Origin of the sequence: Mesorhizobium sp. M7A.F.Ca.MR.245.00.0.0, from assembly GCF_003997415.1 — a bacterium.
Classification (GTDB): domain Bacteria; phylum Pseudomonadota; class Alphaproteobacteria; order Rhizobiales; family Rhizobiaceae; genus Mesorhizobium.
Map to the genome: position 1 here is coordinate 70,731 of NZ_RZTE01000024.1, position 15,591 is coordinate 86,321.

The 15,591-nt window shown below is 64.2% G+C and carries 17 protein-coding genes; 9 read left to right on the forward strand and 8 right to left on the reverse strand.

The window, feature by feature from the left end:
- The first annotated feature begins 43 nt into the window (after positions 1 to 43).
- From EOB80_RS22485 to EOB80_RS22495, 3 genes are read left to right on the forward strand one after another with little or no spacing between them, the layout of a single operon-like run.
- Complete coding sequence (locus tag EOB80_RS22485; protein WP_023811708.1) at positions 44 to 913, forward strand: sugar ABC transporter permease; 870 nt, start codon at positions 44 to 46, stop codon at positions 911 to 913.
- A complete protein-coding gene (locus tag EOB80_RS22490; RefSeq protein WP_127329808.1) occupies positions 910 to 1,734 on the forward strand; it encodes a carbohydrate ABC transporter permease in 825 nt (274 codons plus the stop codon). The genes EOB80_RS22485 and EOB80_RS22490 overlap by 4 nt, the downstream gene beginning before the upstream one ends.
- Before the next feature lie 24 nt (positions 1,735 to 1,758).
- The gene (locus EOB80_RS22495) at positions 1,759 to 3,252 is read left to right on the forward strand and encodes a M81 family metallopeptidase (protein WP_127329810.1); all 1,494 of its coding nucleotides are present in this window, start codon (positions 1,759 to 1,761) and stop codon (positions 3,250 to 3,252) included.
- A gap of 147 nt (positions 3,253 to 3,399) precedes the next feature.
- Here EOB80_RS22495 and EOB80_RS22500 read toward each other — a convergent pair whose 3' ends face one another.
- The 6 genes from EOB80_RS22500 to EOB80_RS22525 all read right to left on the reverse strand — a co-directional run bounded on the left by EOB80_RS22500 (position 3,400) and on the right by EOB80_RS22525 (position 8,690).
- Positions 3,400 to 5,454, reverse strand: a complete 2,055-nt coding sequence (locus tag EOB80_RS22500) for a M3 family metallopeptidase (protein ID WP_127329812.1) — start codon at positions 5,452 to 5,454, stop codon at positions 3,400 to 3,402.
- A 95-nt stretch (positions 5,455 to 5,549) separates the two neighbouring features.
- Positions 5,550 to 5,984 carry a nuclear transport factor 2 family protein gene (locus EOB80_RS22505; protein ID WP_127329814.1) on the reverse strand — a complete coding sequence of 145 codons (435 nt, stop codon included), beginning with the start codon at positions 5,982 to 5,984 and terminating at the stop codon, positions 5,550 to 5,552.
- The gene (locus EOB80_RS22510; protein ID WP_023811712.1) at positions 5,981 to 6,625 is read right to left on the reverse strand and encodes a carbonic anhydrase; all 645 of its coding nucleotides are present in this window, start codon (positions 6,623 to 6,625) and stop codon (positions 5,981 to 5,983) included. The genes EOB80_RS22505 and EOB80_RS22510 overlap by 4 nt, the downstream gene beginning before the upstream one ends.
- A gap of 148 nt (positions 6,626 to 6,773) precedes the next feature.
- Positions 6,774 to 7,544, reverse strand: coding sequence for a DUF429 domain-containing protein (locus EOB80_RS22515; protein WP_127329816.1), 771 nt, complete (start codon positions 7,542 to 7,544; stop codon positions 6,774 to 6,776).
- Positions 7,541 to 8,425: a pyridoxal kinase PdxY gene (pdxY, locus tag EOB80_RS22520; protein ID WP_127269643.1), complete on the reverse strand. Its 885-nt coding sequence runs from the start codon at positions 8,423 to 8,425 to the stop codon at positions 7,541 to 7,543. The genes EOB80_RS22515 and pdxY overlap by 4 nt, the downstream gene beginning before the upstream one ends.
- 13 nt (positions 8,426 to 8,438) lie before the next feature.
- Positions 8,439 to 8,690, reverse strand: a complete 252-nt coding sequence (locus tag EOB80_RS22525; protein WP_127269645.1) for a hypothetical protein — start codon at positions 8,688 to 8,690, stop codon at positions 8,439 to 8,441.
- Between the two features lie 162 nt (positions 8,691 to 8,852).
- On the opposite strand from EOB80_RS22525, the gene EOB80_RS22530 reads away from it, so the two are divergent.
- From EOB80_RS22530 to ppa, 5 genes are all read left to right on the forward strand, one after another.
- The gene (locus EOB80_RS22530) at positions 8,853 to 9,491 is read left to right on the forward strand and encodes a LemA family protein (RefSeq protein ID WP_127269647.1); all 639 of its coding nucleotides are present in this window, start codon (positions 8,853 to 8,855) and stop codon (positions 9,489 to 9,491) included.
- A gap of 258 nt (positions 9,492 to 9,749) precedes the next feature.
- Entirely contained in the window at positions 9,750 to 10,640 is an 891-nt protein-coding gene (locus tag EOB80_RS22540; RefSeq protein WP_127329818.1) for a YgcG family protein, read from the forward strand.
- Positions 10,641 to 10,648: 8 nt separating this feature from the next.
- Entirely contained in the window at positions 10,649 to 11,287 is a 639-nt protein-coding gene (locus EOB80_RS22545; protein ID WP_127329820.1) for a TPM domain-containing protein, read from the forward strand.
- 297 nt (positions 11,288 to 11,584) lie between these two features.
- The gene (locus EOB80_RS22550) at positions 11,585 to 12,091 is read left to right on the forward strand and encodes a GNAT family N-acetyltransferase (protein ID WP_013528996.1); all 507 of its coding nucleotides are present in this window, start codon (positions 11,585 to 11,587) and stop codon (positions 12,089 to 12,091) included.
- A gap of 112 nt (positions 12,092 to 12,203) precedes the next feature.
- On the forward strand, positions 12,204 to 12,737 hold the full coding sequence (ppa, locus tag EOB80_RS22555) for an inorganic diphosphatase (RefSeq protein WP_013528997.1): 534 nt from the start codon (positions 12,204 to 12,206) through the stop codon (positions 12,735 to 12,737).
- Positions 12,738 to 12,938: 201 nt separating this feature from the next.
- Here the strand turns inward: ppa and EOB80_RS22560 are convergent, their stop codons facing one another.
- Positions 12,939 to 13,532, reverse strand: a complete 594-nt coding sequence (locus EOB80_RS22560; RefSeq protein ID WP_127329822.1) for a hypothetical protein — start codon at positions 13,530 to 13,532, stop codon at positions 12,939 to 12,941.
- Positions 13,533 to 13,577: 45 nt separating this feature from the next.
- On the reverse strand, positions 13,578 to 14,195 hold the full coding sequence (locus EOB80_RS22565) for a TetR/AcrR family transcriptional regulator (RefSeq protein WP_127267937.1): 618 nt from the start codon (positions 14,193 to 14,195) through the stop codon (positions 13,578 to 13,580).
- Positions 14,196 to 14,267: 72 nt separating this feature from the next.
- Here EOB80_RS22565 and EOB80_RS22570 point away from each other — a divergent pair, with 72 nt between their 5' ends.
- Complete coding sequence (locus EOB80_RS22570) at positions 14,268 to 15,551, forward strand: MFS transporter (RefSeq protein ID WP_127329824.1); 1,284 nt, start codon at positions 14,268 to 14,270, stop codon at positions 15,549 to 15,551.
- Positions 15,552 to 15,591 lie beyond the last annotated feature (40 nt).

The following is a 15,591-nucleotide window of genomic DNA, read 5'->3' on the forward strand; positions in this document are numbered from 1 at the left end:
GCAGAACCTTCTGATCCAGCGCGCCGAGGTTGCAGGCCAGCAGATGCAAAATCGTTTCTTGCCCTATCTCCTGACCTTGCCCAGCCTGTTTCTGGCGGCGGTGGTCATCTTCTGGCCGGTCTGGGACCTGATCCAGATCTCGACGCATGAGGTCAGCCGCTTCGGCCAGCTTCGCGACTTCAACGACTTCGCCAATTTCGCGGCACTCGCTGCCGATCCCGATTTCACGGCCGCGCTCTGGCGCACCGGCCAATGGACGGTGATGGTGGTCGGCGGTGCGCTTCTCTTGTCGATCCCGGTGGCGATGATCCTCAACACCGATTTCTATGGCCGCGGCATCGCCCGCGTCATCATCATGCTGCCCTGGGCGGTGTCGCTGACCATGACCGCGGTGGTCTGGCGCTGGGCGCTGAGCGGCGAAAGCGGCATGCTCAATTCGGCGCTGATAGGCCTCGGGCTCATCGATCACAACATCCAGTGGCTGGCGAGCGCCGAGACCGCTTTCCCGATGCAAGTGCTGATCGGCATCCTGGTGACGGTGCCGTTCACGACGACGATCTTTCTCGGCGGGCTGTCGTCGATCCCGGACGATCTCTACGAGGCGGCGGCGCTCGAAGGGGCGACGCCGCTGCAGCAGTTCCGCGAAATCACCTTTCCGCTCCTGAAACCGTTCATCAACATCGCCATCGTGCTCAACACCATCTACGTCTTCAATTCCTTCCCGATCATCTGGGTGATGACGCAGGGCGGCCCGGCCAACTCGACCGATATCCTGGTCACCCATCTCTACAAGCTGGCCTTCCGCATCGGCAAGCTGGGCGAAGCATCGGCGGTGTCGCTGGTGATGTTTGCCATATTGCTGGTCTTCACCATGATCTATGTGCGGCTGGCGATGCGGGAGCAACGCACATGACGAGCAAGCTGAAGCGCTCCATCATCGCCTGGCTGCTGCTGGCGCCGCTGATCGTGGTGACGCTCTTTCCCTTCGCCGTGATGTTCCTGACCGCGGTCAAGCCGAGACAGGAAGTGCTGTCGCCGACCTGGTGGCCGAGCGAATTCCGTTGGTCGAATTTTTCCGACATGTGGGTGGCGACGGGCTTCGGTCAGGCGTTGCTCAATTCGCTCTACGTGTCTGTCATCGCCACCGTCGGCGCCATCCTGATCTCGGTTCCGGCGGCCTATGCGATGTCGCGCTTCCGCTTTGCCGGCTACGGCGTCTTGCGCCAGTTCCTGCTGATTTCGCAGATGATCTCGCCGATCGTGCTGGTGCTCGGCCTGTTCCGGCTGATGGCTGCCTGGGGCCTGGTCGAGAGCACGACGGCGCTCGGCTTCATCTACATGGCCTTCAACGTCGCCTTCACGGTGTGGATGCTGCAGAGCTATTTCGACACCATTCCACGCGATCTCGAGGAAGCCGCCTGGATGGAGGGTGCCGGCCGCTGGCTGACCTTGCGCAAAGTGTTCCTGCCGCTGTGCCTGCCGGCGATCGCGGTGACCGCGATCTTCACCTTCATCAACGCCTGGAACGAATTCGTCGTCGCGCTCACCATGCTGCGCAGCCAGGAAAGCTACACGCTGCCGATCCAGGTGTTTTCGCTCGTCGCCGGCCGCTACACCATCGAATGGCACCACGTCATGGCCGCGACGCTGCTGGCGACCTTGCCGGTGGCCATCCTGTTCATCTGGCTGCAGCGCTACCTCGTTCGCGGGCTGGCGCTCGGGGCGGTCAAATAGCGCCTATTCACGGACGGAGCTTTCATGCGCATTTTCACCGCCTCGCTGGCGACGGAAACCAACACCTTCTCGCCGGTGCCGACCGACAGGGCCTCGTTCGAGATGGCCTTCTATGCCGGGCCCGGCAAACATCCGGACACGCCGACGCTGTGCTCCTCGCCGATGGTGGCGCTGCGCCGGCGGGCAGCGGCCGAAGGCCTCGATGTCATCGAGGGCACCGCAACCTGGGCGGAGCCGGGCGGCCTGGTGCAGCGGCAGACCTATGAGGCTCTGCGCGACGAGATCCTTGGCCAGCTCGAGGCCGCGCTGCCGGTAGATGCTGTCATCCTCGGCCTGCATGGCGCCATGGTGGCGCAAGGCTATGACGACTGCGAAGGCGACCTGCTCGAACGGGTTCGCGCAATGGTCGGGCCGGAGGTGGTGATCGCCGTGGAACTCGATCCGCACAGCCATCTGACACCGAAGCGCGTGGCGGCCTCCGACATCCTCGCCTACTTCCTCGAATTCCCGCACACCGATTTTTATGAGCGCGGCGAACACGTCGTCGAGCTTGGGCTTGCGGCGGCGAGGGGTGAGATCAAGCCGGTCATCTCGACCTTCGATTGCCGCATGATCCAGGTGCTGCCGACCAGCCGCGAGCCGATGCGCTCCTTCGTCGACCGCATCAAGGCGCTGCACGGCAAGGACGGCGTGCTGTCGGTCTCCGTCATCCATGGCTTCATGGCGGCGGACGTGGCCGAGATGGGCACGCGCATACTGGTCGTCACCGACGATGACAAGGCCAAGGGCGACGCGCTGGCGGAACGGCTCGGGCGGGAACTCTACGCGCTGCGGGAAAAGACGGCGATGACGATGCTGAGCGCCACCGACGGCATCGACCGGGCCTTGGCCGTGCGCGGCAAGAATCCGGGCAAGCCGGTGGTCATCGCCGATATCTGGGACAATCCCGGCGGCGGCGTTCCCGGCGACGGCACCTTCGTGCTGCGCCAGATGCTGGCGCGTGGCCTGGACAGGTTCGCCGTGGCGACGATCTGGGACCCGATCGCGGTCACCTTCTGCCTGGCGGCGGGCGAAGGCGCGGTCATCGATCTGCGCTTCGGCGGCAAGGCCGGGCCGCAGGCAGGCGAGCCGATCGATGCGCGCGTGCGCGTGCTGAAGGCGGTTGCGGAGGGCTGGCAGAGTTTCGGGCCAAGTCGGGTGACGCTGGGGCCGACGGCGCTGGTCCGCCTCGAAGGCACCGAGGTCGACATCATTCTCAACACCAACCGCACACAGACCTTCGAGCCGGATATCTTTTCCAACATCGGCGTCGATCCGATGGCCAAGGACATGCTGCTGATCAAGTCGACCAACCATTTCTACGCCGGCTTCGAGCCGATCGCCGCCGAGATCATCTATGTCTCGGCGCCGAGTTCGTATCCCAGCAATCCGGCGGTGACCGATTACAAGAAGCTGACAAGGCCGGTGTGGCCAAGGGTTGCGGATCCTTGGAAGGATGCAGGCAATCTCCCCCCTTGAGGGGGAGATGTCGCTGAAGGCGACAGAGGGGGTCGCCTGACGTAATGCGCCAACCTTCTTCTGCCGCAGCAGGCCGAGCCCGGTCGAACCGACCCCCTCTGGCCGCTACGCGGCCATCTCCCCCTCGAGGGGGGAGATTATCCGGTGCTACACCAATCCCCGCTTCACCATCATCGCTTCGGGCGACGGCATCTTGCCGCGAAATGCGGTGTAGAGTTCTTCCGGATCCTTCGAACCGCCGGCGGCGTAGATGTTCTTGCGCAGCCGTTCGGCGAGCGCCGGGTTGAAGGGGTCGCCGGTCTCCTCGAAGGCGGCGAAAGCGTCCGCATCGAGCACTTCCGACCACATGTAGGAATAATAGCCGGCCGAATAGCCGTCGCCGGAGAAGACGTGGCCGAAATGCGGGGTGCGGTGACGCATGGCTATGGTGTCCGGCATGTGCAGCGCTGCAAGCGTTTCGGTTTCGAAACGAAGTGGTACTTCAGGCGCATCCGGCCGTGCGTGATAAGCCATGTCCATCAGCGCGGATGCGGTGAACTCTACTGTTGCAAAGCCAGCGCCAAAAGTCCGCGCGGCCAGCATCTTGTCGAGCAGCGCCTTGGGCATCGGCTTGCCGGTCTTGACGTGCAGCGCGTGTCTTTCCAGCACCGCCGGCACGGTCAGCCAGTGCTCGTAGAGCTGCGAGGGCAATTCGACGAAATCGCGGCTGACCGAGGTGCCCGAAACCGAGGGCCAGGTGACGTCGGTCAGCATGCCGTGCAGCGCGTGGCCGAACTCGTGGAACAGCGTCTTCGCCTCGTCGACCGACAGCAGCGCGGGCTCGCCGGCCGGCGGCTTGGCGAAGTTCATGATGTTGTAGATCACCGGGCTCGCACCGTGGCCGAGCCTGTAGCCGGACTGCAGCGCGCTCATCCAGGCGCCGGAGCGCTTCGAGGGCCGGGCGAAATAATCGGCGAGGAACAGGCCGCGCTCGCTGCCGTCGGCATTTTTCACCACGAAGACGCGGGCGTCGGGGTGCCAGGCAGCGATGCCCTTTTTCTCTTCGAAGGTGATGCCGAACAACCGTGTCGCCACATCGAAGCAGGCATCGATGATCCGGTCGAGCTGCAGATAGGGTTTCAGCTCCGCCTCGTCGAAGGCGAATTTTTCCGCACGCAGTTTCTCCTGGTAGAAGCGCCAGTCCCAGGCGGCGAATTTTTCGTTGCTGCCGGCCTCCGTCGCCAGCCGTTGCAATTCGATCTGGTCGCTTGCTGCCTTCTCCAGCGCCTTTTCCCACACCGGATCGAGCAGCGCGTGCACGGCCTTCGGCGTCTTGGCCATGGTGTCATCGAGCTTCAGCGCGGCGAAGGAGGCGTAGCCGAGCAGCTTTGCCTTCTCGGCGCGCAGGCGCAGCATGTCGCGCACCACGTTCGTGTTGTCGGTGGCGCCGCCATTCTGGCCGCGCATGGTGAAAGCGCGGAAGGCGATCTCGCGCAGATCGCGGCGCTCGGAGAAGGTCGAGAACGGCTCGTAGATCGAGCGCGACAGGGTGACGGCGTAGCGGCCCTTCTGGCCGCGTATCTCGGCGGCTTCGGCCATCGAGCTTTTCACGAAGTCCGGCAGGCCGGCAAGGTCGGCCTCATCGAGGAACAGTGCCCAGTCGCTCTCGTCGGCCAGCACATTCTGGCCGAAGCTGGTACCGAGCGAGGACAATTCCTCGCTGATCTTGGCCAGCCGCTTCTTGCCGTCGGCATCGAGTTTGGCGCCGGAGCGGACAAAACCCTTCCAGGTCTTTTCCAGGACCCGCAGGGTCTCTGCGTCGAGCTTCAGGCTCTCGCGGCGCTGGTAGAGAGCGTCGATGCGGGCAAACAGCCGCTCATTCATCGAAATCGCCGAGAAATGCCTGGACATTTTCGGCGAGATGTCGCGCTCCAGCGCTTGGATCGTCTCGTTGGTGTAGGCGCCGGCGCGGCACCAGAAGATCGACGAGACGCGATCGAGCGCTTCGCCGCCGAGTTCCAGCGCGGCAAGCGTGTTCTCGATGGTCGGCGCATCCTTGTTGCCGGCGATCGCCTCGATCTCGGCCTCGTGCGCCTTCAGCGCCGCGTCGAAGACCGGGGAAAAGTCGCCGTCGCCAATGCGCGTGAAATCGGGCAGGCCGAGCGGCCCTTGCCACGCGGTCAGCGGATGGGCGGCGAGGTCGACGGCTTTCGTGGAAGGCATGGACAGTCTTTCGATCGTTGACGGGGAGAGGTTTGGTCGTCCCCGATGTAGGGCGAGGCCTCGCAAGGCGCAACGGCTCGGCCCTCAGGATGGCGTCAGAAGCCGTCGCACGTCTCGGCGATTGCCGCTTGCGAACTGGCGGTGATGCGGTCGTCGGTCACCGCGAAAGTCTCATGCATGAGCTTGTCATTGTTGGGAAAGTCGTAGCAGGCGACCACGGTGGTGACCCCGCCTTCGCTCTTTTCGATCCGATGCCGGATCGCTGCGCCCGCAACCGCACCTTTCCATTCGTCCATCGAGGCGATGAATTCCTGCTTGCTTTGCACGATGCCGAGGTCGTCCAGCTTGATGCGGACATCATCGGTGAGCAGGTCGGACAGTTCGGTGCGGTCGGCGACCAGCAGCGCCGAATACCAGCGGCTGATGAGGGCACGATCATCGGCGCGGGCGGCAATAATCGCTATCAGCAGCGCGGCCGCCGTCAAAGCGGCCGACCTGATGTTTACCACCTTGCGCGCCGCTGTGTTCATCCCAGCTCCGGCCGTTCGAAATCGCCGGTTTCCTTGTTCATCGTCCAGAGTTCGCCGGTCGAGATATCGAACCAGGCCCCATGCAGCGACAGTCGCCCCTTGCCCTCGAGAATCGAGACGCAGGGAAAGGTTCTGAGATTGGCGATGGAATAGCGGATCGAGATGCGCTCCAGCGCGGTCTGGCGCTCCGACGCGGTCATGAAGGTGCTGGAGGAGACGGTTTCGGCCGCCGGCGCGATCAGGCTCATCCACTTGCCGATGAAGTCGCCCGGCGAAAGCGGCGCGGAATTGGTGTCGAGCGCTGCACGGATGCCGCCACAGCGGCCATGGCCCATGACGACGATGTTCTTGACCTTGAGGCTCTGCACGGCGAATTCAAGCGCCGCCGAGGTCGAATGGAACTCGCCATCGGGAGCATAGGGCGGCACCAGATTGCCGACATTGCGCAGCACGAAGAGTTCGCCGGGCCCGGCGTCGAAGATCGCCTCGGGCGCCGAACGCGAATCGCAGCACGCGACGATCATCGTCTCCGGCGCCTGGCCTTCCCGAGCGAGATCGCGATAGCGCCCGCTCTCTGTGAGATAGCGGCCATTCATGAAATTGCGGTAGCCGGCGAGAAGATGTTCAGGGAGATGGGACATGGGCGGCGTCTGGAGCCTTTCCGGGTTGGATGCGGCAGCTCGTTGCGGTCTAGAGAGGCTCTAGCGGCAAAAGCCGGTCGCGAGCAATGCAGAATTATGAGGGCTGGCTAGAAATGCCATGCATCGAGCGCAACCTTGGTCAACAGCGTTACGCCCAGATGGCGACAGGAATGCCAAAGCTGTCGCGGCCCGGCGGGTCGGGCAGCGGCCGTGCCTCACCGCTGGCGATGCGACCGGCGATCAGCGTCATCGCGGCCGCGTCGAGGAAATCGTCGGCGGCGGCGCCGCGCGGTGGCGGCTGGTCGAGAAAGGCCGTGTCATAGCCATGCCGGCAAAGCAGAGCCTTGCGTTCCGCCATGCCGGCCGGATTGATGCTGCCCTTGATCTTCTTCGGCAGTCGCATGGCCTGATCGCCGTTCAGGCGGCAGAAAGCGACTTCCGGATGCGATTCAAACACACGGCCGCGCAGATCGGGTCGCGCGATCAGCAGGGCGTCGATCTCGCGGATCTTGGCAAAAATGCCGAAGGCCTGGATCGAGACGCCGCGCGGCGGGTCGGATGTGGTCAGGGCCACCTCGCTTGCCCGGATGTGCGCGGCATACCAGGCTTCGATGGTGGTGAAATCATTGGTCTCCGCATAGAGCGCGGCGCGGGAGGGGATCGAGAAGACGCTGGATTGGCGTGCCCCGAGCAGTGGCCGCACCAGCGCTTCGGGGCCGCGCCCGCCCTTGCCCGACAAGTCGGGCAGGCCGATCGGCATGTCGACAGCGATGACAGCGTTTTCGGGAAGGGATGCGAGCAAGGCGGTGAAGGTTGCGAAGACACCGACCGACGGTGCCATGCCAGAAGCGCGCCGGACGGCGATCCAGCCGGCCTTGCAGCCGTCGACGCCGACAAGCACGGTCTCAGTCGACGTCACGCCCGGCGGCCCCGCCCCGGATGCGTGAGGTGGCGAAGCTGGACCATCGCCATCGGATGCGACAGGCTCTGCGCATCGGTTTCGAGCTGCAGTTCGTCGCCGCCGCGCTTGGCGGTGCGCGCCAGGATCTCGTAGACCGCCGCCGTCGTCGATTGCAGCGCCTTGACCGGCGGCTGGCCGGACAGGATACGTGCCAGATAGACGGCCGCCGTCAGATCGCCCAGGCCATTCGGCGGCTTGTCGATCAGGCGATGTTCGGCGAGCAGCGCCTGGCTGCTATCGAGCAGCAGATTGCCGGTGCCGCCCGTCATCATCGACGGCGCAGAGGTGACCAGCATGGTCGATGGTCCGGCGTGGAGCGCTGCCGCGATCGCCGATTTCAGGTCGGGCAACGCGGCGCCGGCCATCCATTCCAGTTCGTAGCGGTTGGGGGTGGCTATGTCGGCGATCGGCATCAGCCGGTCGCGCATGGCGATGGCTGTCGGCTCGGGCACGTAGAGGCCGCCCGAATCACCCATCACCGGATCGCAGATATAGACGGCGCCGGGTGTCCTTGCCTTCACCGCGGCGACCAGCGAGGCGACGGCCTCGGCCTGGCCGGCCTCGCCGAGATAGCCGGACAACACAGCGCCGACTTCACCCAGCCATGGCGCCCGCTCGAGATCGGCCATCAGCGCCTTGAACTGGTCGAGCGGCGGTACGATCCGCGTTGCCCGTCCATGGCCGGGATGCCAGGGCAGGATGACGGTCGGCACCGCCCAGACCGGGAACCCCAGGGTCTCCAGCGCAAACACGGCGGCACGGTTGCCGACCGAGCCGCGCGCGACATGGCTGGAAATGACGATGACCGCACGCGGCGCGTCGGTTTGTTCGGCGCTCATTGTCGTTTGATTCCTAACTGCCCCGGATGACGTAAAGCACGAGCCAGACCATCAGGCCCAGCGCCAGCAGCAGGCCCAGCGTGCGGCCAAAGCGGGTGCCCCAGACTTCGATCGGATCGGCGCGATCGGCATCGGCCGCGGTGACGTGATCGCGCATGCCTTTCGCGGCCCGCCCCGCAAACGAGTCGCCCGCCGGATTCGTCTCGTGCGCGATGCGCTCGAGGATACGGCGCGATTCCTTCTCGCTGTCCTGGCGCTCCGCCATGATGATGTCCCGTTTTGCCGGACCTTATCGCGTTCGTACGGCCAATCACAGACCCTTGCAGCGGCATTGGGCATGCCAGGCGAGGGCTGCCGGCCCGGGCGGTTTTCTTGCGCGCTGATTGTGGTAATGCTTCGCGTGCAACTTCTACCGAGGGACCCCATCATGTTTGCCCAGCGCCTTGCCTCGCCGTCCATTTTCCGCACGCTGCCCGCCTTCCTGATGATGGCGATCGTGCTGCCGCTGCTTGCCGGCTGCGGCTACAACACCATCCCCACAGCGGAAGAAAACGCCAGGGCGGCGTGGAGCGAGGTGCTGAACCAGTATCAGCGCCGCGCCGACCTCATCCCCAACCTGGTCGAGACGGTGAAGGGTTATGCCTCGCACGAAAAGGATACGCTCGACGCGGTGGTCGAGGCACGCGCCAAGGCAACGCAGATCACGGTAACACCGGAAACGCTGAAGGATCCCGAAGCCCTCAAGAAGTTTCAGGATGCCCAGGCGGGGCTGACCAGCGCGCTGTCGCGGCTGATCGCGGTCTCGGAGGCCTATCCCGACCTCAAGGCCAATCAGAATTTCCTGGCGCTGCAAGCCCAGCTCGAAGGCACCGAGAACCGCATCGCGGTGTCGCGGCGCGACTACATCCAGGCGGTCAGGGACTACAATCTGACGCTGAGGACCTTCCCCTCGGTGCTGTGGGCGACCTTCTGGTTCCGCGGCAATGAGCCCTTTGCCAATTTCACTGTCGCCGAAGACAAGATGCAGCCGCCGAAGGTCGATTTCGGCACGAAGCAGGGCGGGTGAACGTCGACTGTCATCGGAATAAATCCCGCGAAATGACGGGCTGCTGGCGTGCAAACACCCCCCTCTGTCCTACCGGAACCGGCCCTTCGCTGCCGCTTCGGGCGTTCGTCGTTCGGAAAGCCAAGCAATTGGCTTCCCGTCCGCTACGCGGATCAGTCCTCACCCCCCTCAAGGGGGGAGATTGGCAGCTTCGGCGCTGACGCCGATCTTGCGACGTTGCAAATTGGCGAAAGCGGAGATGACGGCCAATCTCCCCATTTGAGGGGGAGATGCCCGGCAGGGCAGAGGGGGGCGCCCCGGAACGCAAGCCTAGGGTTCCTTTTCGCTCTTCTAAGCCTCTTCTTCCTTCCCTTCACCGCCCTCGCCGCCGATCTTCCGGCGCTGACCGGCCGTGTCGTCGACAATGCCGGCATCATCGATGCCGCGACCAAGGCGGCGCTGACGCGGAAGCTTGCCGGTTTCGAGACAAAAGGTTCAGACCAGATCGTCGTCGCGACGATCCCCAGCCTGGATGGCGAGGAGATCGAGCCCTACGCCAACCGGCTGTTCCGCTTCTGGAAACTCGGCCAGGCGGGCGAAAACAACGGCGTGCTGCTGCTGGTCGCCCCGAACGACCGCAAGATGCGCATCGAGGTCGGTTATGGGCTGGAAGGTACGCTGACCGACCTGCACACCAAGCTGATCATTGAAAACGACATGGTGCCGGCGTTCCGCGCCGGCGATTTCTCCGGCGGCATCAGCAAAGCCGTCGACGACATGGTCATGGTGCTGGAAGGCAATCCGGAGGAGCTGGAAGCGCGAGGCAAGCGCAATCCCGCCGATGACGGCACGTCCATCGATCCGATCGTTGCCGTGTTCCTGATCCTGTGGGCGACGATGTTTTTCGGCGGGTTGGCGATGGCGTTCCTGCCGCCGATGTTCGGCACGAAGCTGTCGCCGGGCGTGTACAGATGGCTGGGCATGACGTTTCGTTACGGCCGTGGGCCGAGCGGCTACTCGGGCAGCCGTGGCTGGACAACGGGTTCGTCTTCGGGCGGCTGGTCGTCGGGGAGCTCCGGTGGTGGCTGGTCTTCGGGATCAAGCGGCGGTGGCGGGTTTTCCGGTGGCGGCGGCTCATCGGGTGGTGGCGGTTCTTCAGGAAGCTGGTGAGACATATCATGGCAACACGACCAATCAGCCCGCAGGATCATGAGCGCATCGCAACCGCGATCCGCGCCGCCGAGGAGAAAACCGACGGCGAGATCTACTGCGTCGTGGCGCATGCCAGCGACGGCTATTTCTTCCCGGCCGCCTTCATGGCGACCGTGTACATGCTGATCGTCAGCCTGGCGGTCGGCTACGGTCTGGAGGCCTGGTGGCTGTCGATCCGGCTGCCGCATTTCGTCCTCGCTCAGCTCCTGGCGCTTGCCTGCGTGCTGGCCTTGTTGTGGGCGCTGCCCGGCCTGCGCATCCATCTGGTGCCGAGGCGGCTGCGCTACCAGGCGGCGCACGCCAACGCGATCAAGCAGTTCCTTGCCCGCAACGTCCACCGCACCACGGCGCGCACCGGCGTGCTGGTCTTCGTCTCGATCGCTGAACGCTACGCCGAAGTGGTTGCCGATTCGGGCATCGACGCCAAGGTCGGCCAGCATGTCTGGGACGGTGTCGTGCGCGACCTTACCGCGCATGCCGGCGACGACCGGCTTGCCGACGGCTTCGTCAAGGCGATCGAGCAGGTGGGTGCGGTGCTGGCCGAGCATTTCCCGGTCACAGTGGGCGACAGCAACGAACTTGACGACCATCTCGTCGAAATCTGAAAGCCCGCCTGCAAACGCTACTCAGCCGGACGCCTGACGTGGTTTTCTGCGCTTCCGGCCTTCGCCGGCCGAAGCACTCACACATGAGCGGCCTTGGCAGGCCGACTTCGGCCGGCGTTCACGTACAAAAGTGCGCTCCGCTCCGGTTCTCGAAAGCCACGCCATCCGCCTCGGCTGAGCGCGTTTTCAAGCAGGCTTTGCCCAATGTCATCAGTGTCATGGTCGCCTGTGAGAAAGCAGCCGGCGGGCCGCCGGGACTCTTGCAATCGGGCGATGCGGGTTTATGGTTAACAAATCATGAATACGCTGACGATCGACATCCGGAAAGCCGACCCGCGCGATGCCAGTGCCATCGCCGAGGTGCATCTGGAGGCCTGGCGCGGCGCCTATTCCGGCATCATTCCGCACCGCACCCTGACATCGATGATCAACCGTCGAGGTGCCGACTGGTGGGCAAATGCGATTCGCCGCGCCGCCACTGTTCTGGTGGTCGAGATCGGCGGAAAGATCGCCGGCTATGCGACGATCGGCAAGAACCGCGCCCGTGAACTCAGGCAGCAAGGCGAAATCTACGAATTGTACCTGCGGCCGGAATATCAGGGCATCGGGCTCGGCAGCCGCCTGTTTTCGGCAGCCAAGGCGCGGTTGGCCGATCACGGGCTGAAAGGCATGGTCGTGTGGGCGCTGGAAGACAACCAGAACGCACTCGCCTTCTATGCCGGCGCCGGCGGCCGCGATGTTGCGGAAGGCGTCGAGATCTTCGAGCAGAAGGCGCTCAAGAAGGTCGCTTTCGTCTGGGAATGACAGCCCGGCCCTTCGGCCATTGCGTCTCCCGATTTCAGCCAGCACCATTCGCCGCATTGCACCATGACGCGCCGCCCGCTATCGATCGTCCATCGAGAGAGGGATTTAAGCCATGCGCATTGAAGCCATAGCCAGCGGAAAGAACCCGCCTGAGGACGTCAACGTCATCATCGAGGTGCCGATCGGCGGCGAGCCGATCAAGTATGAGATGGACAAGGAAGCCGGCACGCTGTTCGTCGACCGCTTCCTGCACACCTCGATGCGCTACCCCGGCAATTACGGCTTCGTGCCGCACACGCTGTCGGGCGACGGCGATCCGATCGACGTGCTGGTCTGCAACACGCGCGCCCTGGTGCCGGGCTGCGTCATCAACGTCAGGCCGATCGGCGTGCTGATCATGGAAGACAATGCCGGCCAGGATGAGAAGATCATTGCCGTGCCGTCGCCGAAACTGACGCTGCGCTACGAGAACGTCACCGAATACACCCAGCTTCCCGACATCACGCGCCAGCAGGTGCAGCACTTCTTCGAGCACTACAAGGATCTCGAGCCCGGCAAATGGGTCAAGATCGAAGGCTGGCATGATTCCAAATATGCCAAGAAGATGATCGTCGACGCGATCGAGCGGGCCAAGGCGAGCAAGTAGCCCAACTTCGTCATACCAGGGCGGAGCAGCCGCAAAGCGGCGTCGCGGAGACCCTGGTATGCATGCCGTGACGCCAGGCGACGTGCGCGGCGGAACGGAATTCTGCGCCGTTGCGGTGTTGTTGGTGTCGCGGCATGGATCCTCGGGTCTGCGCCGCGTCGCTGCGCTCCTTGCTCCGCCCGTGGATGACGAAGCGGGTGGTCAGTTATCCACCCGGCCGAAAGCCGGCACGTTGCCGATGACAGTGCGCCTGTCCTTGCCGCAGGCGAAGGTGCGTGCCTTGTCGTCGGCAAGCTTGCGCGCCTGGTCGTTGGCGGTGGGATTGCCGGTGGCCAGCACCAGGCCGACGGTGCAGCCGTCGCGGGCGTCCATCTGGCCGATCTTGGCGACGAGCAGCACTTCGGTCGGCTTTTTCTCGTCCTCGGGATTGCTGATCGAGCGGCGATGGATGGCTGCATAGGGCACAGCCTTGTCGCGGGTGGTTTCGATGCGCCATTCGATCTTGGCTCCAGACGAATTGAAACCGGAAAAGCTCTCCCAGACCGTCGTCATGTCGCCGCCGGGGGGAAAGCCGTAGAACAGCGATTCACGGGCATCGTCATAGGCGATCAGCACGGGATAGCCGCGATAGCCCGAACAGGCGAGTTCGGCCCAGTCGCCATCGCCTTCTTCTGCCTGCGCGTAGGTCACGCAGTCCGTTTTCGAATCCAGATCGGTGTAGGCGCTGGAAATATCGTCGGCTTGCGCAGCCCGACCGAGACCGACCAGAACAAGCGGGATCAGAATGGCACGCATGGCGGTCAATCTCCGTTGCAAGCTGCCGCAGCGTAGCGCCAAACGTTATTTCTTCAAGCTCGCTTCAATCAGCAGGTCGGCGTTGCGGGCGACCGCTTGCGCCGGGCCGCCGAGCCCGAACAGCTGGCCACTGATATAGGCGCCTTCGATCAGCAGCAGCAGGCCGTCGCCGAGCGTGTCAGGGTCTTGCGCGCCCATCGCAACCGCCATGGCGCGCAGGCGGCGGCGCAATTCCTGCTTGTTGGCCTCGCTGACCACACGGGCCGGATGGCTGTGGTCGGGATATTCGACCGCCGCGTTGGTCATGCCGCAGCCGCGATAGTCCGCCACTTGCGTGCGCTTGCCGATGCGGGTCAGGAAAGCCTTGATCTGTGCGCGCGGGTCACCGGGATGAGCAGCTACCGCCTCGTCGAAACGCTCCCAATATTCAAGATCGTACTGCCTGAGATAGGAGGCGGCCAGTTCATCCTTGGACGGAAAGCTGCGATAGAGGCTGGGTTTGGTGACGCCGGCACGTTTGACGATCTCGTCGACGCCGATCGCCCTGATGCCACGCCGGTAGAACAGGTCATACGCCACATCGAGTATCTTCTTGGCTGCTTTCGGCGGCGCCGACGCATGATCGTCGCTGATGGTCAGATCAATATTTTTGTCGGTTGGCATCGTGTGACTCGATTGACAATGTTACCGATCGGTACGTATACATACTCCACCTGCAACGTACCGGTCAGTAACATGATAGCTCAATCCCGCCCCTTTGGCCAGCGCTACGCTTTCGTCGTGGTCGGCGTGATCTTCCTTAGCCTGCTGGTTGCGGCTGGCCTGCGCTCCGCACCCTCTGTCATGATGCTGCCGCTGGAGAACAGTTTCGGCTGGCGGCGCGACATCATCTCGCTGGCCGCCGGTGTCGGCATCCTGCTTTACGGCCTCACAGGGCCATTTGCCGCGGCCCTGATGGAGCGCATCGGGCTGCGCCGCACGCTGCTGGCCTCGCTGGTGGTGATGTCAGGCTCGACCGCGCTCAGCCTGCTGATGACCAAGCCTTGGCATCTGTTCATCACCTGGGGCGTGTTCTCGGGCATTGGTTCCGGTGCTGTCGCCAGCGTGCTCGGCGCGACCATCGTCAACCGGTGGTTCAAGACCAATCGCGGGCTTGTCATGGGATTGATGTCGGCCTCCAGCGCCTCGGGCATGCTGGTGTTCCTGCCGCTGATCGCCGCGCTGGCGCAGTCGGGCGGCTGGCAGCCGGTTGTCATTGCGGTCGCGATCGCGACCGCTGCCCTGATACCGCTGGTCTGGCTGCTGGTGCCGGAGCGGCCGGCATCGATCGGCATGGTGCGCTACGGCGCCGAGGCTGACGACGTGCCGCCCACGCCGCCTGCGTCACAGGGCAATTTTCTGGCGCATACGTTCTCGACGCTGCGCCGTGCCGCCGGCACGCGGGTGTTCTGGTATCTGTTCGCCACCTTCTTCGTCTGCGGCTTCACCACCAACGGGCTGGTCGGCACGCATCTGATCGCGTTCTGCGGCGACATGGGCATCGGCGAAGTGCAGGCCGCCGGCCTGCTGTCGATGATGGGCATCTTCGACCTGATCGGCACGACGTTGTCGGGCTGGCTCACCGACCGCTTCGATCCGCGTAAGCTGCTCGGCGTCTATTATGGCATTCGTGGCCTGTCGCTGATCTATCTGCCGTATTCTGGCTTCTCGGCGACCAGCCTGATCATCTTCGCTGTGCTCTACGGCCTCGACTGGATCGCCACCGTGCCGCCGACGCTGCGGCTCGCCAACGAGGCGTTCGGCGATCGCAGCGGGCCGATCGTGTTCGGCTGGATCGTCGCCGGACACCAGATCGGTGCGGCCGCTGCCGCCGCCTTTGGCGGCACCATGCGCGAGTTGCAGGGCAATTACGAACTGGCGTTCCTGATCGCCGGCATGACGGCAATCGCCGCCGCCTGTATCTCGCTGCTGATCAACACCAGCAAGCCGGCGTTCGATCCGGAGCCGCAAGCGGCTTAGGCGCGACGCTAATCTCCCCCCTCGAGGGGGAGAAGGCCGC